Below are 17,148 nucleotides of genomic sequence, written 5' to 3'. Positions count from 1 at the left end.
GGTTCGGACGGGTGGTGCGGTCGTGAGTGGGGCATTGCGCCATGGTCGCAGCGAAGTCCCGAACGCACATCCGGGTTGTGGACAACCCGGGTGAGCCGGATGAGCCCAATGCCCGGACAGGGCCTATCGGGCCCGGAGGAGGGTGACCACGGCTGCACCGCCGAGTCCGATGTTGTGCGCCAGCCCCACCCGCGCGCCCGCGACCTGTCGTTTCCCCGCCTCGCCCCGGAGCTGCCGGACCAGTTCGGCGGTCTGCGCCAGGCCGGTCGCGCCCAGCGGATGCCCCTTGGAAATCAGCCCGCCCGACGGATTGACCACCCATCGGCCGCCGTACGTCGTCGCCCCTTCGGCCACCAGTTCTCCGGAGCCGCCGTCCTCGCACATGCCCAGCGCCTCGTACGTCAGCAGCTCGTTGACGGAGAAGCAGTCGTGCAGTTCGACGACGTCGACATCCTCTATCCCCAGCCCCGACGATTCGTATGCCCGGTGCGCCGCGGCCCTGGACATGGGCCGGCCGACGACGTCGATGCACGACCCCGAAGCGAAGGACTCCTCGGTGTCGGTGACCATCGCCTGGCCTGCGATCTCCACGGCCCGCGCCGCCGTCCCCCCGCCGGATCCCGCCCGGGGCGTCCGCTGCCGCAGAAAGCGTTCGGACACGACGACGACCGCCGCCGCGCCGTCCGAGGTCGGCGAGCATTGGAGCTTGGTCAGCGGCGCGTGGATCGTCCGCGCGGCGAGGATCTCCTCCACCGTGTACACGTCCCGGAACTGGGCCTGCGGATTGTCCGCGGAGTGCCGGTGGTTCTTGGCCGCGACGGCGGCGAGCTGCGCCTCGGTGGTGCCGTACCGCTCCATATGCTCACGGGCCGCGTTGCCGAAGATCTGCGCGGTCGGCGGGGCGGCCCCGAAGCCGTGGGCGGCGGCCATCACCCCGTAGTGCCGGGCGACGGGCGAAGCGGCGAAATCGGCTCCGGCGTCCGATCCGGCGCCGAGCGGGCCCTTCCGCATCTTCTCGAAGCCCAGGGCCAGCACGCAGTCGGCGGCCCCGCCCTCCACGAGCTGCCGGGCGAGGACGAGCGCGGTGGCCCCGGTAGCACAGTTGTTGTTGACGTTGTAGACGGGGATGCCGGTGAGTCCGAGGGTGTATGTGGCGCGCTGACCGGCCGTGGAGGGCTGGAAGCAGTAGCCGACGACCGCCTGTTCCACGTCGGCGTAGCCGATTCCGGCGTCGGTGAGGGCCTCCGTACCCGCTTCCCGTGCCAGGTCCCAGTACCGCAGATCCCGTGCTCCGGGTTTCTCGAACGGTGTCGTGCCGACGCCGAGGACGAAGCTCTTCGCGCTGGCCGCCATCATGTCCCTGCTCCTTCCGTCTGCGATCAGCCGGTCCGTACACGGCCGGCGGGTACCCGAGCGGTGAGTACGCGGCCGATGGGTACCCGAGCGGTGGGTTCGCGGCCGGCAGGTACACGGCCGGTCAGTCGCGCGGCAGACCGAGGATCCGCTCGGCCACCACATTGAGCTGCACCTGAGTGGTGCCCCCGGCGATGGTCAGGCACCGGGACATCAGCAGCCCCCGGACGGCCGCCTCCCCCGCGCCCTCGGCGACCGCGCCCGCCGGACCGAGGAGTTCCAGGCCGAGTTCGGCGGTCTTCTGCTGGTGGAGGGTCTGGACGAGCTTCCGTACGGAGGCACCCGGGCCGGGTTCGAGTCCGGACACCTGCCGCAGGGTGGTGCGCAGCGCCAGGCAGTTGAGGGCGTGCGCCTCGGCGGCGAGGGCGCCGATCCGGGCCCGCCGGGCACCGTCGAGCCCGGGTACGGCCGCGAGCAGCGCTTCGAGCCCGCTGTCGAAGGCGATCTGGTCGGCCATGTGGACGCGTTCGTTGCCCAGGGTGGTGCGGGCCACCCGCCAGCCGTCGCCCACCTCTCCCACGACGGCGTCGGCGGGCAGCAGGGTGCCGTCGAACCAGACCTCGTTGAACACGGAGTCACCGGTGATCTCCCGCAGGGGGCGGATGGTGACGCCCTCGCAGGCGCGGAGGTCGACGACGAAGTAGGTCAGCCCGCGGTGCCGGGGCGCTTCGGGGTCGGTACGGGCCAGCAGGATGCCGTGGTCGGCCCGGTGGGCGGCGCTGGTCCACACCTTCTGACCGGTGATGCGCCAGCGGCCGTCGGGGGTGCGCTCGGCCCGGGTGGTGAGGGCTGCGAGGTCCGATCCGGCACCCGGCTCGCTGAACAGCTGGCACCAGCGGAGTTCGCCGCTGAGAGTGCCGGGGACGAGGCGTTCCTGCTGCTCCGGTGTGCCGTGGGCGAGCAGGGACGGTACGACCCAGGCGCCGATGGACAGTCCGCTGAGGGCGACGCCCGCATCGGCCAGCTCCCGCTGGACGGCGAGCTGCTCCACGGGCCCGGCGCCGAGGCCGTAGGGCGGGGGCAGATGGGGCGCGGCGAGCCCGGTGGGGGCGAGGGCCCGGCGGGCGGCGGCCGGGTCGAGTCGGCGGGCGGCGGCGATCAGCGGCCGTACCCGCAGCCGGTGGGAGGTGGCCTCCGGCGGGAGTTCGGTCCGCAGCTCGCGCCGGGCCCCCGCGGCGGCGAGCCGTGCGGCCCGCAGGAGCTGCTCGTCGGCGGGCCCGGTCAGCTGACGGGCGACAACGGCCCGGCGCAGCAGGAGGTGGGCGTCGTGCTCCCAGGTGAACCCGGTGCCGCCGAGGATCTGGATGCAGTCCTTGGCGCAGGTGTACGCGGCTTCGAGCGCGGTGGCGGCGGCGAAGGCGGCGGTCAGGGCGCGCGCGGGGTACGGTTCGGCGCCGGGCGCCTGCCGGGGCGCAGGGTCTGCGGCATCTGCGGCGATCGCCGCGTCCCAGGTGAGCGCCCTGGCCCGTTCCAGCCGGATCAGCATATCGGCGCAGAGGTGTTTGACCGCCTGGAAGCGGCCGATGGGGCTGCCGAACTGCTCCCGGGCCTTGGCGTGTTCGACGGCGGTCGCCAGGGCCCTGGCCGCCACCCCGCAGGCTTCGGCGGCGAGCAGCACCCCGGCGAGGTCCCGGACGAGCCCGGGGTCGGCGGTGGCCGGGCCGAGGACCCTGGAAGCGGGCACCCGGACGGCCGCGGCGGTGACTTCGGCGGTGGGGCGGGTGGGGTCGGCGCTCCCGTGGACCCTGACGGCGAAGGCGTCCGCGTCGGCCGCGGCCCATACCGTGCCGCCGGCGGTCACGGCCGCGATCAGCAGGAGATCGGCGTGGCCGCCGCCGAGGACGGGCGGCGCGGTGCCGTCGACGACGAGTCCGCCGTCCGCGTCGTGTACGGCGGTCAGCCCGCCGGGCCCGAAGGCAGCGGCCGCGACGCGGCGGCCGTCGGCGAGCGCGGCGACGAGGTCGTGGTGGGCCGTGCGGCGCAGCACTTCGGCGACGAGGACATGTCCGGGGTACGGCCCCGGGAGCAGGGCCGCCCCGGTCTCCTCCAGTGCCACCGCCAGTTCGAGGAGGGTGCCGCCGCCCCCTCCGTACTGCTCGGGGAGGTGGATCCCGAGGAGGCCCTGGGCGGCGGCCGCGTCCCAGTGCGCCGGACGGCCGGGCGGGGCGGCCGGGTCGTCGGCGCGGGGAGCGTCGAGGAGCTTGCGCACTTCGCCCGGCGGCACGGCCCTCGTCAGCCAGCCCCGCACGGACCGGGCCAGTTCCTGGTGCTCGTGCGTGATTCCGATGCCCATGGGCGGCAGAGTAGAACACGTTTCAATCTGATGGTAGGTCAGATACACACGGATGTCCGCGTCCGGGCTCGATACGGGGATGTCCTCTTCGGGCCGGATGCCATGGGACGTCCCGGCCGCCGCGACGACCGCCGGGGCCGCAGCGCGCAGACCGCCGCAACGGCCCGGACGGCGGCCGCGTCGGGACCGGCGTCGACCCGGCGGGGACCGTGGGGCACCATGGTCCGCCGGGCCCGTACCCGTACATCCCGTACACCGGTACGGCAGCGGGCCCGTACCACCGCAGATCCGTGCGGCGGCGCCACCGCTCCGCCGCACCCCGCACCGCCAGAAGGAATCCGCCATGAGCCACACCCCCTCCCCCGCGCCGGAGGTCCTCGACGCGTTCGCGGCGGCCAAGGGCTTTATGCCGCCCGCCGAGGGGCTCGCGCTGTACGCGGCCGCGGCAGAAGCGGCGGCGCCGGGGCTGCCGCTGCTGGAGGTGGGGACGTACTGCGGCCGGTCGACGATCCTGCTCGCGGCCGCCGCCCGGTCCGCGGGGACGATCGCGGTCACCGTGGACCACCACCGCGGCAGCGAGGAGCAGCAGCCCGGCTGGGAGTACCACGACCCGGAGGTGGTCGACCCGGAGGTCGGCCTGATGGACACCCTGCCCACCTTCCGCCGTACGCTCCTGCGGGCCGGTCTGGAGGACCATGTGATCGCGATCGTCGGACGGTCGCCGCAGGTCGCCCGGGTCTGGGCGGCGCCGCTGGGGCTCGTGTTCATCGACGGCGGCCACACCGACGAACACGCCACGGCCGACTACGAGAGCTGGGCGCCGCATATCGCCTCCGGCGGGCTGCTGGTGATCCACGACGTCTTCCCCGACCCGGCGGACGGCGGGCAGGCCCCGTACCGGATCCACCAGCGGGCACTGGCCTCGGGCGCGTTCACCGAGATCTCGGCCATGGACTCACTGCGCGTCCTGCGGCGTATCGGCCCGGGATTCTGACCGCCCAGGTCTAGGCTGCCCCTCGTGTCGCATCACGAGCAACACCAGCACCGCGAGGGCCACGAGGGTCGCGAGGGCCGCGAACCCGATGCCCTGCCCGCCGCCGACGCCCTGCCCGAGGGCCCCGCGCCCCTGGCCGGGAGTTCCGGCGCCCCGCCCGAGGGCTCCGGCGCCCTCCCCGGAGGGTCCGGTGGCGGACCGGTGCCGTCCGCCCGTCCGCGGCGGTACATCCGGCGTGCCGTCGCCGCCACCGCCGTCGCGGCCCTGGCCGGCGGAGCGCTGGCCGGATGGCTCTCCTGGCGGGCCGGCGACGGTTCCGCGCCCGGCGGGGACGGCCGGGCGCTCCCGGCGGCCGGGACACCGGACCGCGCGCACGGCCGTACGGACGACCGCCCCCCGGCCACGGCCCGGAGCACCCGCGAGGGGCAGCTCGCCGGCCGGGTCGTGGTGATCGACCCCGGACACAATCCCGGCAACTTCCGCCATTCCACCGACATCAATCAGCTCGTCGACATCGGAACCCATCGCAAGGAATGCGATACGACCGGTACCGCGGCCGCGGACGGATACACCGAAGCCGCATTCACCCGTGATGTTTCCCAGCGGCTGCGGGCCCTGCTCGAAAAGGAGGGCGCAAAGGTCGTCCTCACGCATGAGGAAGGCGAGCGGGCCTTCGGTCCGTGCATCGACGAACGGGCCCGGATCGGCAACGCGGCGAAGGCCGACGCCGTCATTTCCGTTCATGCCGACGGATCGGCGGAAGGCCACCGGGGATTCCATGTGATCCTGCCCGGAAAGGTCACCTCGGGCGGCGCCGACACCACCGCGATCGTCGCCCCGTCCCGGCAGCTGGGCGAGCACGTCGTGGACGCCTTCGCCCGGACCACGGGCTCGGGCCGGGCCAACTACCTCGGCGGCGGCACCGGTCTCGACGTACGCACCGACCTCGGCGGGCTGAACCTCTCCACCGTCCCCAAGGTCTTCGTCGAATGCGGAAACATGGAGGACTCCCGGGACGCGGCGCTGCTGGCGAGCGCCGACTGGCGGCAGAAGGCAGCCCTGGGCATCGCCGAGGGACTGCGCGCCTTCCTCGCCCCCACCGCCTGAGCAGTCTCCCCCGCCGGCCGAACACCACCGTCCCCGCCCGCCCGAACGACCACCCGCGACATCGCGCACACCTCCGTACACCGCCTTGCCCGGCCGTACGCCGCCACGTCAGGAGCGGATTCCGCGCGATTCTCCGCGAATGCTCGGGAATACCCGGAATACGCGTGACACGAGCCGGGCCCGACCGGATTCCGGCCGCGCCCTCCGCGATACCGCCCGCGGGCCGTCATCACCCTTCCCCCACCCGGCCGTCACCCGAGATCCCGATCCGGTTCCGATCGGGTTTCCATCCGGCTCCCCCGGGGACTCCGTCCCCTGTGAGTCCGTATACCGGGCAGACGCAGGGAAGCGGCAGACGATAGATTCACCCCGGGTGACGGGGGAGTCCCCGCACTGCGCCGAGCGCCCCGATGCGACGACGACCCGAGACGACCGACGAAGGATTCTCACGTGAACATCCGCTCCCTCACACGAGGCGACGGCGTGGTGATCGGAGCAGCGGTACTGCTGTTCATCGCCTCGTTCCTCGACACGTTCGACTGCGCCGGCACCAGGTGCGACGACGTGCCGAACGCCTGGGACAACGGGGCCCTGCTGCTGGGGGTCTATCTCGCCGGCGTGATCGGCGCCGCGCTGATCGTGCTCTCGCATCTGCTGCCCCGCCCGCCGAAGGTGCTCGGCATCGAGCTGGGGCACATCGGCATGATCGCCGCCGTCCTCACCGCCTGGACCGCGCTGGGCGCCGTCTTCGACCCGTCGGGCTCGTTCGACATGGGCGAGTTCAGCCTCGACGCCGGTACCGGTCTGATCCTCGGCCTGATCGCCGCGCTGGTGCTGGCGGCGGGCGCGATCGGCGGGCAGCTCGTGCCCGCGCTCAAGGCCCCGCTGCTGGGCACGCCGAGCCCGGCGGCTCCCCCGTCCCCGTACGGCGGGCACCCGCAGGGCGGTTACGGCTACCCCGGCGCGCAGGCCCCCGGCCAGCAGCAGCCGTACCCCGGGCATTCGGCGCAGCAGGGCGTCCCGGGTGCCACTCCGCCCGGTGGTACGCCCGGTGGCGCCCCCGAGTTCGCGCCGTTCTGGTTCGCGGTGCCGGTGGCCCGCCCGCTGTACCCGGAGGACGGCTCCCCGACGCCGATCGCCGAACTGGCGCCCGGCACCTGGTACCTCGCCGTCGACCAGCGCGGTCAGGCGCTGGTGGCGCAGACGCAGGACGGCCGCCGCGGCGTGCTCCAGGACACCACCGGCATCCAGCGTGGCTGACCGCGCGGTTCCACCCGCAGGCCCCCGGCCCCTCGCCCCTTCCGGGCGGGGGGCCGCTGCCGTACTCTGACACACCGTCAGATCCGGTACAGGGGTGCGGAAGAGGCGGGTGAGGCCGTGCGACTGGGACTGGCCCTCGGCTACTGGGGCCGCGGCCCCGATCCGGACCGGCTCGGCCTCGCCCTGGAGGCCGAGCGGCTCGGCTACCACTCGGTGTGGACCTCCGAGGCCTGGGGCTCCGACGCCTTCACCCCGCTGACGTGGATAGCCGCGCACACCTCCCGGATCCGGCTCGGCACCGCCGTCGCGCAGATGGCCGCCCGCACCCCGACCGCGACCGCGATGCACGCCCTCACTCTCGACCATCTCTCCGGCGGCCGGCTGATGCTGGGCCTCGGCCTGTCGGGCCCGCAGGTGGTGGAGGGCTGGTACGGACGTCCCTTCCCGGCCTCCCCGCTGACCGCGACCCGGGAGTACATCGACGTGGTCCGGCAAGTACTGCGACGCGAGGGGCCGGTGGTGCACGAGGGCCGCTACCACTCCCATCCGTACACCGGCACCGACGGCACCGGCCTCGGCAGACCGCTGAAGTCCATCACGCATCCGCTCCGGTCCGGACTGCCGGTCCTGCTCGGCGCGGAGGGCCCGAAGAACATCGCCCAGACCGCCCGGATCGCCGACGGCTGGCTGCCGCTCTACTGGTCCCCGCTGCGCCCGGCCGGGTACGAGGAGTCCCTCGCCCCGCTCGCCGGGCGCACCGGCGACTTCATGATCGCGCCACTGGTCCGGGCCGCGGTCTGCGACGACATCGCGCAAGGGCTGCTTCCGGTGAAGACCATGCTGGGCTTCTACATCGGCGGCATGGGGCACACCAGCCGCAACTTCCACGCCGACCTCATGGCGAGGATGGGGTACGAGGGGGAGGCGCGGAAGGTCCGGCGGCTGTTCGCGGAGGGCCGCCGGGCGGAGGCGGTCCACGCGGTCCCGGACGCCTTCGCCGACGAGATCTCGCTGGTCGGCCCGCGCGCCCGGATCGCGGAACGCCTCGAACTCTGGCGTACCACCCCCGCCACGGACCTCCTCGTCACCTCTCCCGACCCGGCGACCCTGCGAACCCTCGCGGAGCTGGTGCTCTAGGCCCTGTCCGGCCCGCAGCAGTCCGGCGCCAGGCCCTCCGGCAGGTCCGTACCGCCGAACACCGCCCGGGTGGGTTCGTCGCCGCCGAGTGCGGCGACGGCCAGGAGCAGGGAGCCCGCGGTCCACGTCGTGCGCTCCTCCGGCCAGACCGCGCGGTCCTCGAAGACGTACCCCGTCCAGTACATCCCGTCCCCGGCCCGCAGATGGCCGATGGAGCGCAGCACCTCGTGCGCCCGCTCCGGTTCCCCCGCCGCCCACAGCGCCAGCGCCAGTTCGCAGCTCTCGCCGCCGGTCACCCAGGGGTTGGGCAGCACACAGCGCACCCCGAGGCCCGGCACCACGAACGCGTCCCAGCGTTCGTCGAGCCGGGCCCTGGCCGCCGCGCCGGTGACCGCGCCGCCGAGTACCGGGTAGTACCAGTCCATCGAGTAGTGCGATTTGTCGAGGAACCGCTCGGGATGGCGCCGGATGGCATGGGCGAGGGCGCCCGCCGCCAGCTCCCAGTCCGGCTGCGGCTCACCGCGCTCCTCGGCGATCGCGAGGCCGCAGCGCAGCGCGTGGTGCACGGACGAACAGCCGGTCAGCAGCGCGTCGGTGACGGAGGTGCCGTCCGCCTCGCGCTTCCAGCCGATCTCGCCGCCGGGCTGCTGGAGCCGGACGACGAAGTCCAGCGCGGCGCGGACCACCGGCCACATGCGGTCGAGGAAGGCCGGATCGCGGGTGGTCAGCCAGTGGTGCCAGGTGCCGACGGCGACGTACGCGGTGAAATTGGTCTCCCGGCCGCGGTCCGTGGGCCGGGCCGGGTCGCCGTCCTGGTAGGCCGCGTACCAGGAACCGTCGTCGTTCTGGTGCTTCCGCAGCCAGTCGTACGCCCGGCCGGCGGCCTCGTGCTCCCCGGCGGCGTCCAGCGCCATCGCCGCCTCGGTGTGGTCCCAGGGGTCGAGGTGGTGGCCGCGGAACCAGGGGATCGCGCCGTCGTCGCACTGCTGGGCACGGATCCCGGCGACGGTTTCGGCTGCCTCGGCGGCCGTCAGCACGCCGGGCAGGACGAGACGGCCGGTCGGCGGAGTGCGCGGGGTCCGGGGCGTCGTCACGCCTCCGCCAGGGGCAGCGCGGGCTTGGTCGCGTAGGCCACGAAGCTCTTGCCGATCAGGGGGTTGAGCGCCTGCTCGGCGAGCCGGGTGGCCAGCGGCTTCTTCATGATGTCCCAGACCAGGAGCTTGTGGTACGCCTTGACCGGCAGGACCTTGTCGTTGTCAACGCCGAACGCGCACTTGAGCCACCAGTAGGGGCTGTGCAGGGCATGGGCGTGGTGGGTGCCGTACGGAACGAGCCCGGCCTCCTCGATGCGCGCGAGGAGTTCGTCCGCCTTGTAGATGCGGATATGGCCGCCCTCGACCTCGTGGTAGGCGTCGCTGAGCGCCCAGCAGATCTTCTCGGGGCCGTAGCGGGGGACGGTGACGGCGATCCGGCCGCCGGGCCGCAGGACCCGGACCATCTCCGCGAGCACGCCCTTGTCGTCGTGGATGTGCTCCATCACCTCGGAGATGATCACGACGTCGAAGGACCCGTCGGGGAAGGGGAGGTTGAGCGCGTCGCCCTCCATGGCGGTCGCGGTGGCGCCCTCCGGGGCCTCACCCGCCTCCTTCATCGCCGCGAACCACTTGGCGACCTCGCGGATCTCCTCGGCGTTGCGGTCGAGGGCGACGACCCGGGCCCCGCGCCGGTAGCACTCGAAGGCATGGCGTCCGGCACCGCAGCCGAGGTCCAGGACACGGTCGCCGGGAGCGAGCGGGAAGCGGGAGAAGTCGACGGTCAGCACGCGTTCCTGCTTTCGCGGTCGGCACGGGAGGGGCGGAAGGAGGGGTACGGGCGGGGGCACCGGAAGCGCGGAAACACTCGGGCGACCACGGCTTCGGCAGCTGTGGAAGCGATGGCCGGCGGTCCGGCGGCGCACCCGGAAGAAGCGCGGGTGCGGGCGGGGCGGATCACCGGGCGGCCGTCCGGGCTCCCCGGCGCGAGCGCGCGGCCCGCTCCACGGCCTCCCGGTACAGCTCGGCCGTGCCCTCCGCGGCACGGGCCCAGGTGAATCGTTCCAGCACCCGGGCGCGCCCGGCCGCGCCGAGCCGTGCCCGCAGCTCCGCGTCCCCGAGCAGCCGGCCCAGGGCCGCCGCCAGGGCGCCCGCGTCGCCGGGCGGGACCGCGAGGCAGGTCTCACCGTCGGGACCGGCGACCTCCGGGATCGCGCCGCCGGTGGTCGCGGTGAGCGGGGTGCCGGTGGCCATCGCCTCCGCGGCGGGCAGCGAGAAACCCTCGTACAGCGACGGTACGCAGGCGATCTGCGCGCCGCGGACCAGGTCGACCAGCTCCGGGTCGGAGACGCCCTTGACGAACTCGACCGCACCGGCGAGCCCGTAGCGTTCGATGGCGCGGGCGACCGGCCCGTCCTCGGCCCGTTTGCCGACCACGACGAGATGCGCGCCCGGATGCTCGGTACGGACCTTGGCCAGCGCCTCCACCAGATGCACCAGGCCCTTGAGCGGCACATCGGCACTGGAGGTGGTGATGATCCGGCCGGGGATCTCCGCGACGGCCGGATCGGGCGAGAACAGGCCGGTGTCGGCACCGATGTGGACCACGCGGATGCGGTCGGGACGGACACCGAGGTGCTCTTCGATCTCGGCCCGGGAGGTGTCGGAGACCGTGAGCACGGACGGCAGCCGCCGGGCCACGCGCTTCTGCATCCGGGTGAAGGCGTACCAGCGGCGCAGCGAGGCCCGGCGCTGCCAGGTGGCGGCGGCGTCGAGTTCGAGCCGCCGGTCGACGGTGATCGGGTGGTGGACGGTGGTGACCAGGGGGGCGCCGAGGTCGCCGAGGAGTCCGTAGCCGAGGGTCTGGTTGTCGTGGACGACGTCGAACCGGCCGCGGTGGGCGCGCAGATGGCGGCGGGCCCGCAGGGAGAACGTCAGCGGCTCGGGGAAGCCGCCGGTCCACATGGTGCCGACCTCCAGGGCGTCGACCCAGTCGCGGTACTCGTCGCGGGCGGGCGTACGGAAGGGGTCCGGGCTGCGGTAGAGGTCGAGGCTGGGGAGTTCGGTGAGCCGGACGCCCTCTTCCGGATCGAGCACGGGATAGGGCTGGGCGCCGATCACCTCGACATCGTGGCCGAGGCGGGCGAGTTCGCGGGAGAGATGGCGGACGTAGACGCCCTGGCCGCCGCAGAACGGATTGCCCTTGTACGTGAGGAGGGCGATCCGCAGGGGGCGTTCACCGCGGCCGGAGGTGCCGGTGCGGGAGATGCCGGTGCGGGAGATGCCGGCGGGGGCTCCGGGAGTGTCGCCGCCGCCGTGCCCGGAGGGCTGTCCGGAACCGTCCCCGAGGAGCTGGGGGGAGTCTTCTCCGGGGGGCTCGGGGAGGTCGCTTCCGGGGGTTCGGGCGGGGTCGCGCGGCGCGCCGTCCTCCGGGTCACGGGGACCGGCTTCGATGGCCTCAGCGGTCACTCACGGCCCCCTGTCTCCCCTACGTTTCGGCGGAGCGTAACCGCTCGCGCTAATCTAGAACAAGTTTCAGACTTGCCCGCTCAAGGAGCATTGAATCTACCCGCAGGTAGCTCCGTCATGGCGGCCGGATCAGGTGATTCACGCCACGACGGGCCGGGGAGGGCGGGCTCGGCGACGGGCGCAACGGGGAACGGGGTACGCGGACGATGACAGCCGAAGCCCAGCAGGCACGAAGGGGACCCGGACGGGCTTCCGGGCCGGTCCCCCGCGGCGCGGACGGTACGGATCGGGCGCGGGCCCCCGGCCCCGTACCGGATCCCGCGGCGCGGCCGGACCCCCGTCCCCGTACCGCAGCCCCGGAATCCGCATCCGCATCCCCATCCGGAGGGCCGCGTGGTGCGGTCAGGTCCGCCCACCGGGCGGGGGCGGGCGGCGGGCGGAGCCCCGTACCGCAGCCGGGCACGGTCCCCGGTTCGCCGCCCCTGACGGAACGCCAGGAGGCCAGACGCCGCCGGATCCTGCACGCCAGCGCCCAACTCGCGGGCCGGGGCGGCTTCGAAGCCGTCCAGATGCGGGAGGTGGCCGAGGCGGCGGGTGTCGCCCTCGGCACCCTCTACCGCTACTTCCCCTCCAAGATCCACCTGCTGGTCGCCACCATGCAGGACCAGCTTCAGCACCTCCACACCACCCTCCGCAAACGGCCCCCGGGCGGGGCGACCGCGGCCGAGCGGGTGGCGGAGACCCTGATGCGGGCCTTCCGGGCGCTCCAGCGCGAACCGCAGCTCGCGGACGCGATGGTGCGCGCTCTGACCTTCGCCGACCGCAGTGTCAGCCCCGAGGTGGACACGGTCTCCCGGCAGACGACGGCGATCATCCTGGATGCGACGGGCCTCGACGATCCGACGCCCGAGCAGCTTTCGGCGGTCCGGGTCATCGAGCACACCTGGCACTCGGCACTGATCACCTGGCTGTCGGGGCGGGCGTCGATCGCCCAGGTGAAAATCGACATCGAGACCGTGTGCCGGCTGATCGACCTCACGGCGCCGGAGCCGGGCGGGCGGCGGGGCCGGCGGCGCTGAGGTTCCGCGGGCGCCGTGCCGGGCGGGCCCCGGCGCGGTTCCCGGCGCGGTTCCCGGCTCACTCCTCCGGCGGAAAGACCGGTTCACCGCTGTCCAGCAGGGTGATCACGATCGCCTCCACCGGACAGCTCTCCGCCGCGGCGAGCACGGTCTCGTTGGCGTCCGTCGCCGCCTCCTTGGGGCGGGCCTGGCGCGCCGAGTCCAGGGCGAAGCCCTCCGGGGCCGTACCCACGCACATCCCGGAGCCGATGCAGACCCCCCGGTCGACCTCCACATGCCAGCGGTCGCCCATCACACGCCTCCGTCCGTCGTGTTGTGCCGTTACGTTGGTGAGGTTCCGTTCCGTACTGTTCCGTTCCGTACTGTTCCGTTCCATTACGTTACGTTCCGTTGCCTGGTGACGGTGCCGGCTCAGGAGCCGTATCCGGCGGGCAGGTGGATCGTCTTGTGCTCCAGATACGCGGCGTACCCTTCGGGTCCGAACTCCCGCCCGAGCCCGGAGTTCTTGTAGCCGCCGAAGGGGCCCAGCATGTCGAGGCTGAAGGTGTTGACGCTGTACGTCCCGGTCCGGATCCGGCGGGCGAAGGCGATACCGCGCTCCGGGTCGGCGGTCCACACGCTGCCGCTGAGCCCGTAGTCGGAGTCGTTCGCGATCCTTACCGCCTCCTCCTCGTCCCCGTACGGCAGCAGACAGACGACCGGTCCGAAGATCTCCTCCCGCGCGACCCGCATCCCGTTGCCGACGTCGCCGAGGAGGGTCGGTTCGACGTACCAGCCCCGCTCCAGCCCCTTCGGGCGGCCGCCGCCGGTGAGGATCCGGGCGCCTTCGCTCCGTCCGGCCCCGATGTAGTCGAGGGAGCGGCGGCGCTGGCGCTCCGCGACCAGCGGGCCGAGACCGGTGGCCGGGTCCAGCGGATCGCCGACGGTCAGCGCCTCGGCGGCGGCGATCAGCGCGTCGGCTGTCTCCGCGTAGCGTGCGCGCGGTGCCAGGATCCGGGTCTGGGCCACGCACGCCTGGCCGTTGTTCATCCAGGCCGCGGGGGCGATACCGGCGACCGCCTCGGATATATCGGCGTCCGGCAGGATCACCGCGGCGGACTTTCCGCCCAGTTCGAGGGTGACCCGGGTCAGATTGCGGGCGGCCACCTCCATGACGCGCCGGCCCGCGGCGACCGAGCCGGTGAAGGACACCTTGTCGACGCCCGGACTGCCCACCAGATGCTCACCGGTCCCGGCCCCGGCCGGCAGGATGGACAGCACCCCTTCGGGCAGTCCCGCCTCGCGGACGATCTCGGCGAGGAGATAGGAGTCGAGCGGGGTCTCCGGGGAGGGTTTCAGCACCGCCGTACAGCCCGCGAGCAGGGCGGGAGCGAGTTTGGCCGCCGCGGTGAACTGCGGCACGTTCCACGGCGCGATCGCCGCGACGACACCGACGGGTTCGCGGCGCACCAGGATCGGGCCGAGGGCCCCCGCGCGCGGCTCCTCCTCCGCGACCGCGCGGGCCACGGTGATCGCGGAATCCCACACCATCATCGCGCCGAGCGCCTGGGCGAGAACGCTCCATGCGTACGGGGAGCCGTTCTGGGCGCTGACCACCCGGGCGATCTCCTCGTGGCGTACGGCGATCGCGTCTCTGATCCGGCCGACGACCGCGATCCGCTCCTCCAGGGCCATCCGGGGCCAGGGCCCCTCGTCGAAGGCCCGGCGGGCGGCGGCGACGGCCCGGTCCGCGTCCGCCGGGGACGCGTGCGGGACCCGGCCGATGACCTGTTCGGTATGGGGCGAGACGACATCGATGGTGTCGGTGCCGAGGGGGTCGGTCCAGGCGCCGCCGATGAAGAGCTGTCCGTGTGCCGTGAATTCCGTGGGTTCCGTCATGGCCGCCGCCTCTCCCGCGCCGGGGCTTCTTCCCTCGAATTTCTGATGCCGCGTCGAATTTCTGATGCCGCGTCAGAACTGATATCAGCTCGGGGAGGAGTAATCCAGACCCGGAAGCCGGGTGGGGCGCCCCGGCGGCGCCCGGGGGTGCGGCATTCCGGCGGCGGCCGGGGGCGGTGCGTACGGTGAGCGCATGAGCGGCACTCCCCCGCGTCCGGTACGGCCGGATCCGCGCCCCGCGGCGGCCGGCGCGCGGCCCGAGCGGATCTGGTACGCCTCGTACGGCTCCAACACCGACCCGGCCCGGCTGCGCGCCTATCTCCTCGGCGGGCGGGCGGCGGGGGCGGCTCGGCCCACTCCGGGCTGCCGGGATCCGCGGCCCCCCGAGCGGTCGGTCGCGCTCGAACTCCCGGGCAGGCTCCACTTCGCGACCCGGTCACCGGTCTGGTCGGGCGGGCGGGCGTTCTGGGACCCGGACGCCGGGGGCACCACCTGGGCGCGCGCGTATCTGATCACACTCGGCCAGTTCTCCGATATCGCGGCGCAGGAGATGTACCGCACCCCCGGGACCGCCCCGGATCTCGACCCGGCCGAGGCGCTGGCCCACGGGCGCGCGGCGCTCGGGCCGGGGCGGTACGAGACGCTGGTCTGCCCCGGGTTCGTCGCCGGGCTGCCGGTGCTGACCTTCACGGCGCCGTGGCGGTGCGGCGAGGTCCCCGGGGAGTGTCCGTCCGCCGCGTATCTCCGGCATCTGGCGGCCGGGTTGCTGGACGCCGGGGCGTGGGAGGCGTCCGCGGTCGCGCGCTATCTGGCGGCGGCGCCGGGCGCGGAGGGGTGGACGCCGGAGCGGGTGGCGGAGCTGATGCCCGGCACCCGGGACCCGGGGCCCCACACCGCGAAACCGACGCCCGGCGCCGGCAAAGAATCCCGACGACCCTCTTCCTGACGCTGCATCAGATTCCGTTATGATGCAGCGGGCCCTATCGACGAGGAGCGGGGATACGTCCCCCGGGAGGTGCCGCCGGCCGGGTCCGCGGACCGCCGCGAGCAGCACCCGCAGGGGCTCCGGGGGAAGGAACCGCGCGAACGGTCCGGCCCGGACCGGACCGCGGCCGGAGCACGAACCCCGCCGGGGACGGCGCGCTCACCCGCAGCCGCAGGCCCGCAGGGCCCCGGCGGCACCGGCCGCCGCACCGGCCCGGAGAGCAGCCGAGGAGCGCGTATGCCACAGGTGATCGACCACGGCGGAGGCGTCTGGTCCGTCCAGGTCCCCATCCCCGACAACCCCCTCGGCCACACCCTGGTCCATGTCCTCGACACCGGCCGCGGGCCGGTCCTCGTCGACACCGGCTGGGACGACCCCGCCTCCTGGGACGCCCTCACCGAGGGGCTGGCCGCCGTCGGAACCGCGGTCCCCGAACTGCACGGGGTCGTGATCACCCACCACCACCCGGACCACCACGGACTCTCCGGCCGGGTCCGGGAGGAGTCCGGGGCGTGGCTCGCCATGCACCCGGCGGACACCGCGATCGTCCGGCACACCCGCGGCTCCCACCCCTCCCTCTGGTTCGACTACCTGGCCGAAAAGCTCGCCCGCGCCGGCGCTCCGGACACCCATCTCGCGCCGCTGCGGACCGCCCGCGCCGCGGGCCGGACCGGCGGCCTGCCCGGACTCGGCGCCGCCCTGCCCGACCGGGAGATCGCCCCCGGCGAACTGCTGCCGCTGGCGGGCCGGAGTCTGCGCGCCATATGGACCCCCGGCCACACCCCCGGCCATGTCTGCCTCCATCTGGAGGAGGCGCACCCCGGCGGGCTGCCCGGCCGCGGAAGGCTCTTCTCCGGAGACCATCTGCTGCCCGGGATCAGCCCCCACATCGGGCTGTACGAAGACCCCGGGAATCCCGGCGGCGACCCGGGGAATCCCGGCGGCACCGACGGCGGCACCGATCCGCTGGGCGACTACACGGCCTCCCTGGAACGCATCGCCCGGCTCGCCCCCGCCGAGGTCCTCCCGGCCCATCAGCACGCCTTCACCGGCGCCGGGATCCGGGTCCAGGAGCTGCTGGCCCACCACGAGGACCGCCTCAGGGGCCTCCTCGCACTCCTCCGCTCCGCGCCCCTCACCCCCTGGCAGGCGGCCGAACGCATGGTGTGGAACCGCCCCTGGGCCGCGATCCCGCACGCCTCGCGCACCATCGCCGTCTCGGAGGCGGAGGCCCATCTGCGCCGCCTGGTGAAACTGGGCCGAGCGGAGGTCCTGCCGGGGGTCCCGACGCGGTACGCGGCGGTCTGAGCCGCCGCCCGGAAGCCTGTCCCGGTCCCGTACCGCCCGGGAACCCACGGTCCCGGGGGGGGGGGCCCCCCCCCCCCCCGGGGGGCCCCCCCCCCCGGGGGGGGGGGGGGGGGGGGGGGGGGGGGGGGGGGCGGGGGGGGGGCCCCCCGCGCCCCCCCCCCCCCCCCCCCCCCCCCCGGCCCGGTGGTACGGAG

Annotated in this window: 14 protein-coding genes; 7 read left to right on the top strand and 7 right to left on the bottom strand. The window is 74.0% G+C overall.

Annotated features, from left to right (window positions below; all coding sequences use genetic code 11):
* Positions 1-123: 123 nt before the first annotated feature.
* Both ACIQ9E_RS21400 and ACIQ9E_RS21395 read right to left on the bottom strand, forming a co-directional pair.
* Entirely contained in the window at positions 124-1,356 is a 1,233-nt protein-coding gene (locus tag ACIQ9E_RS21400; protein WP_403709262.1) for a thiolase C-terminal domain-containing protein, read from the bottom strand.
* A 121-nt stretch (positions 1,357-1,477) separates the two neighbouring features.
* Positions 1,478-3,706 (bottom strand): acyl-CoA dehydrogenase, encoded by a 2,229-nt coding sequence (locus tag ACIQ9E_RS21395; RefSeq protein ID WP_403709260.1) that lies wholly within the window; start codon positions 3,704-3,706, stop codon positions 1,478-1,480.
* Positions 3,707-4,049: 343 nt separating this feature from the next.
* On the opposite strand from ACIQ9E_RS21395, the gene ACIQ9E_RS21390 reads away from it, so the two are divergent.
* From ACIQ9E_RS21390 to ACIQ9E_RS21375, 4 genes are all read left to right on the top strand, one after another.
* Complete coding sequence (locus ACIQ9E_RS21390) at positions 4,050-4,700, top strand: class I SAM-dependent methyltransferase (RefSeq protein ID WP_403709258.1); 651 nt, start codon at positions 4,050-4,052, stop codon at positions 4,698-4,700.
* Positions 4,701-4,901: 201 nt separating this feature from the next.
* Positions 4,902-5,807: an N-acetylmuramoyl-L-alanine amidase gene (locus ACIQ9E_RS21385; RefSeq protein ID WP_403709403.1), complete on the top strand. Its 906-nt coding sequence runs from the start codon at positions 4,902-4,904 to the stop codon at positions 5,805-5,807.
* 450 nt (positions 5,808-6,257) lie between these two features.
* On the top strand, positions 6,258-7,067 hold the full coding sequence (locus ACIQ9E_RS21380) for a hypothetical protein (protein WP_403709256.1): 810 nt from the start codon (positions 6,258-6,260) through the stop codon (positions 7,065-7,067).
* A 117-nt stretch (positions 7,068-7,184) separates the two neighbouring features.
* Positions 7,185-8,204, top strand: coding sequence for an LLM class F420-dependent oxidoreductase (locus ACIQ9E_RS21375; protein WP_403709254.1), 1,020 nt, complete (start codon positions 7,185-7,187; stop codon positions 8,202-8,204).
* On the opposite strand, the gene ACIQ9E_RS21370 is transcribed toward ACIQ9E_RS21375, so the two are convergent.
* The 3 genes from ACIQ9E_RS21370 to ACIQ9E_RS21360 form a co-directional block, all read right to left on the bottom strand.
* On the bottom strand, positions 8,201-9,298 hold the full coding sequence (locus tag ACIQ9E_RS21370; protein WP_403709252.1) for a prenyltransferase: 1,098 nt from the start codon (positions 9,296-9,298) through the stop codon (positions 8,201-8,203). The two genes, ACIQ9E_RS21375 and ACIQ9E_RS21370, sit on opposite strands and share 4 nt — an antisense overlap.
* Entirely contained in the window at positions 9,295-10,026 is a 732-nt protein-coding gene (locus ACIQ9E_RS21365; RefSeq protein WP_403709250.1) for a class I SAM-dependent methyltransferase, read from the bottom strand. Before ACIQ9E_RS21365 ends, ACIQ9E_RS21370 begins: the two co-directional genes overlap by 4 nt.
* Before the next feature lie 166 nt (positions 10,027-10,192).
* Complete coding sequence (locus ACIQ9E_RS21360; RefSeq protein ID WP_403709401.1) at positions 10,193-11,518, bottom strand: glycosyltransferase family 4 protein; 1,326 nt, start codon at positions 11,516-11,518, stop codon at positions 10,193-10,195.
* A 668-nt stretch (positions 11,519-12,186) separates the two neighbouring features.
* Between ACIQ9E_RS21360 and ACIQ9E_RS21355 the strand changes: the two genes are divergently transcribed.
* On the top strand, positions 12,187-12,783 hold the full coding sequence (locus tag ACIQ9E_RS21355) for a TetR family transcriptional regulator (protein ID WP_403709399.1): 597 nt from the start codon (positions 12,187-12,189) through the stop codon (positions 12,781-12,783).
* Positions 12,784-12,841: 58 nt separating this feature from the next.
* Here ACIQ9E_RS21355 and ACIQ9E_RS21350 read toward each other — a convergent pair whose 3' ends face one another.
* Together ACIQ9E_RS21350 and ACIQ9E_RS21345 are read right to left on the bottom strand one after the other, a co-directional pair.
* Positions 12,842-13,075, bottom strand: coding sequence for a ferredoxin (locus ACIQ9E_RS21350; protein WP_403709248.1), 234 nt, complete (start codon positions 13,073-13,075; stop codon positions 12,842-12,844).
* 119 nt (positions 13,076-13,194) lie between these two features.
* Positions 13,195-14,661, bottom strand: coding sequence for an aldehyde dehydrogenase (locus ACIQ9E_RS21345; RefSeq protein ID WP_403709246.1), 1,467 nt, complete (start codon positions 14,659-14,661; stop codon positions 13,195-13,197).
* A 193-nt stretch (positions 14,662-14,854) separates the two neighbouring features.
* Between ACIQ9E_RS21345 and ACIQ9E_RS21340 the strand changes: the two genes are divergently transcribed.
* Together ACIQ9E_RS21340 and ACIQ9E_RS21335 are read left to right on the top strand one after the other, a co-directional pair.
* Positions 14,855-15,607: a histone deacetylase gene (locus ACIQ9E_RS21340; protein WP_403709244.1), complete on the top strand. Its 753-nt coding sequence runs from the start codon at positions 14,855-14,857 to the stop codon at positions 15,605-15,607.
* A 276-nt stretch (positions 15,608-15,883) separates the two neighbouring features.
* The gene (locus ACIQ9E_RS21335; protein WP_403709242.1) at positions 15,884-16,954 is read left to right on the top strand and encodes an MBL fold metallo-hydrolase; all 1,071 of its coding nucleotides are present in this window, start codon (positions 15,884-15,886) and stop codon (positions 16,952-16,954) included.
* Positions 16,955-17,148: the final 194 nt, after the last annotated feature.

The sequence above is a fragment of the Streptomyces sp. NPDC094448 genome (genome assembly GCF_044763775.1).
Classification (GTDB): domain Bacteria; phylum Actinomycetota; class Actinomycetes; order Streptomycetales; family Streptomycetaceae; genus Streptomyces.
The sequence above is the reverse complement of the archived record's forward strand: the minus strand, read 5'-3'. Positions and strand labels throughout refer to the sequence as shown.

What these genes read in the sequence shown, in the direction of transcription:
- ACIQ9E_RS21400 (WP_403709262.1), bottom strand. Translation starts at nt 1,356, where the DNA reads ATGATGGCGGCCAGCGCGAAGAGCTTCGTCCTCGGCGTCGGCACGACA.
- ACIQ9E_RS21395 (WP_403709260.1), bottom strand. Translation starts at nt 3,706, where the DNA reads ATGGGCATCGGAATCACGCACGAGCACCAGGAACTGGCCCGGTCCGTG.
- ACIQ9E_RS21390 (WP_403709258.1), top strand. Translation starts at nt 4,050, where the DNA reads ATGAGCCACACCCCCTCCCCCGCGCCGGAGGTCCTCGACGCGTTCGCG.
- ACIQ9E_RS21350 (WP_403709248.1), bottom strand. Translation starts at nt 13,075, where the DNA reads ATGGGCGACCGCTGGCATGTGGAGGTCGACCGGGGGGTCTGCATCGGC.
- ACIQ9E_RS21345 (WP_403709246.1), bottom strand. Translation starts at nt 14,661, where the DNA reads ATGACGGAACCCACGGAATTCACGGCACACGGACAGCTCTTCATCGGC.
- ACIQ9E_RS21340 (WP_403709244.1), top strand. Translation starts at nt 14,855, where the DNA reads ATGAGCGGCACTCCCCCGCGTCCGGTACGGCCGGATCCGCGCCCCGCG.
- ACIQ9E_RS21335 (WP_403709242.1), top strand. Translation starts at nt 15,884, where the DNA reads ATGCCACAGGTGATCGACCACGGCGGAGGCGTCTGGTCCGTCCAGGTC.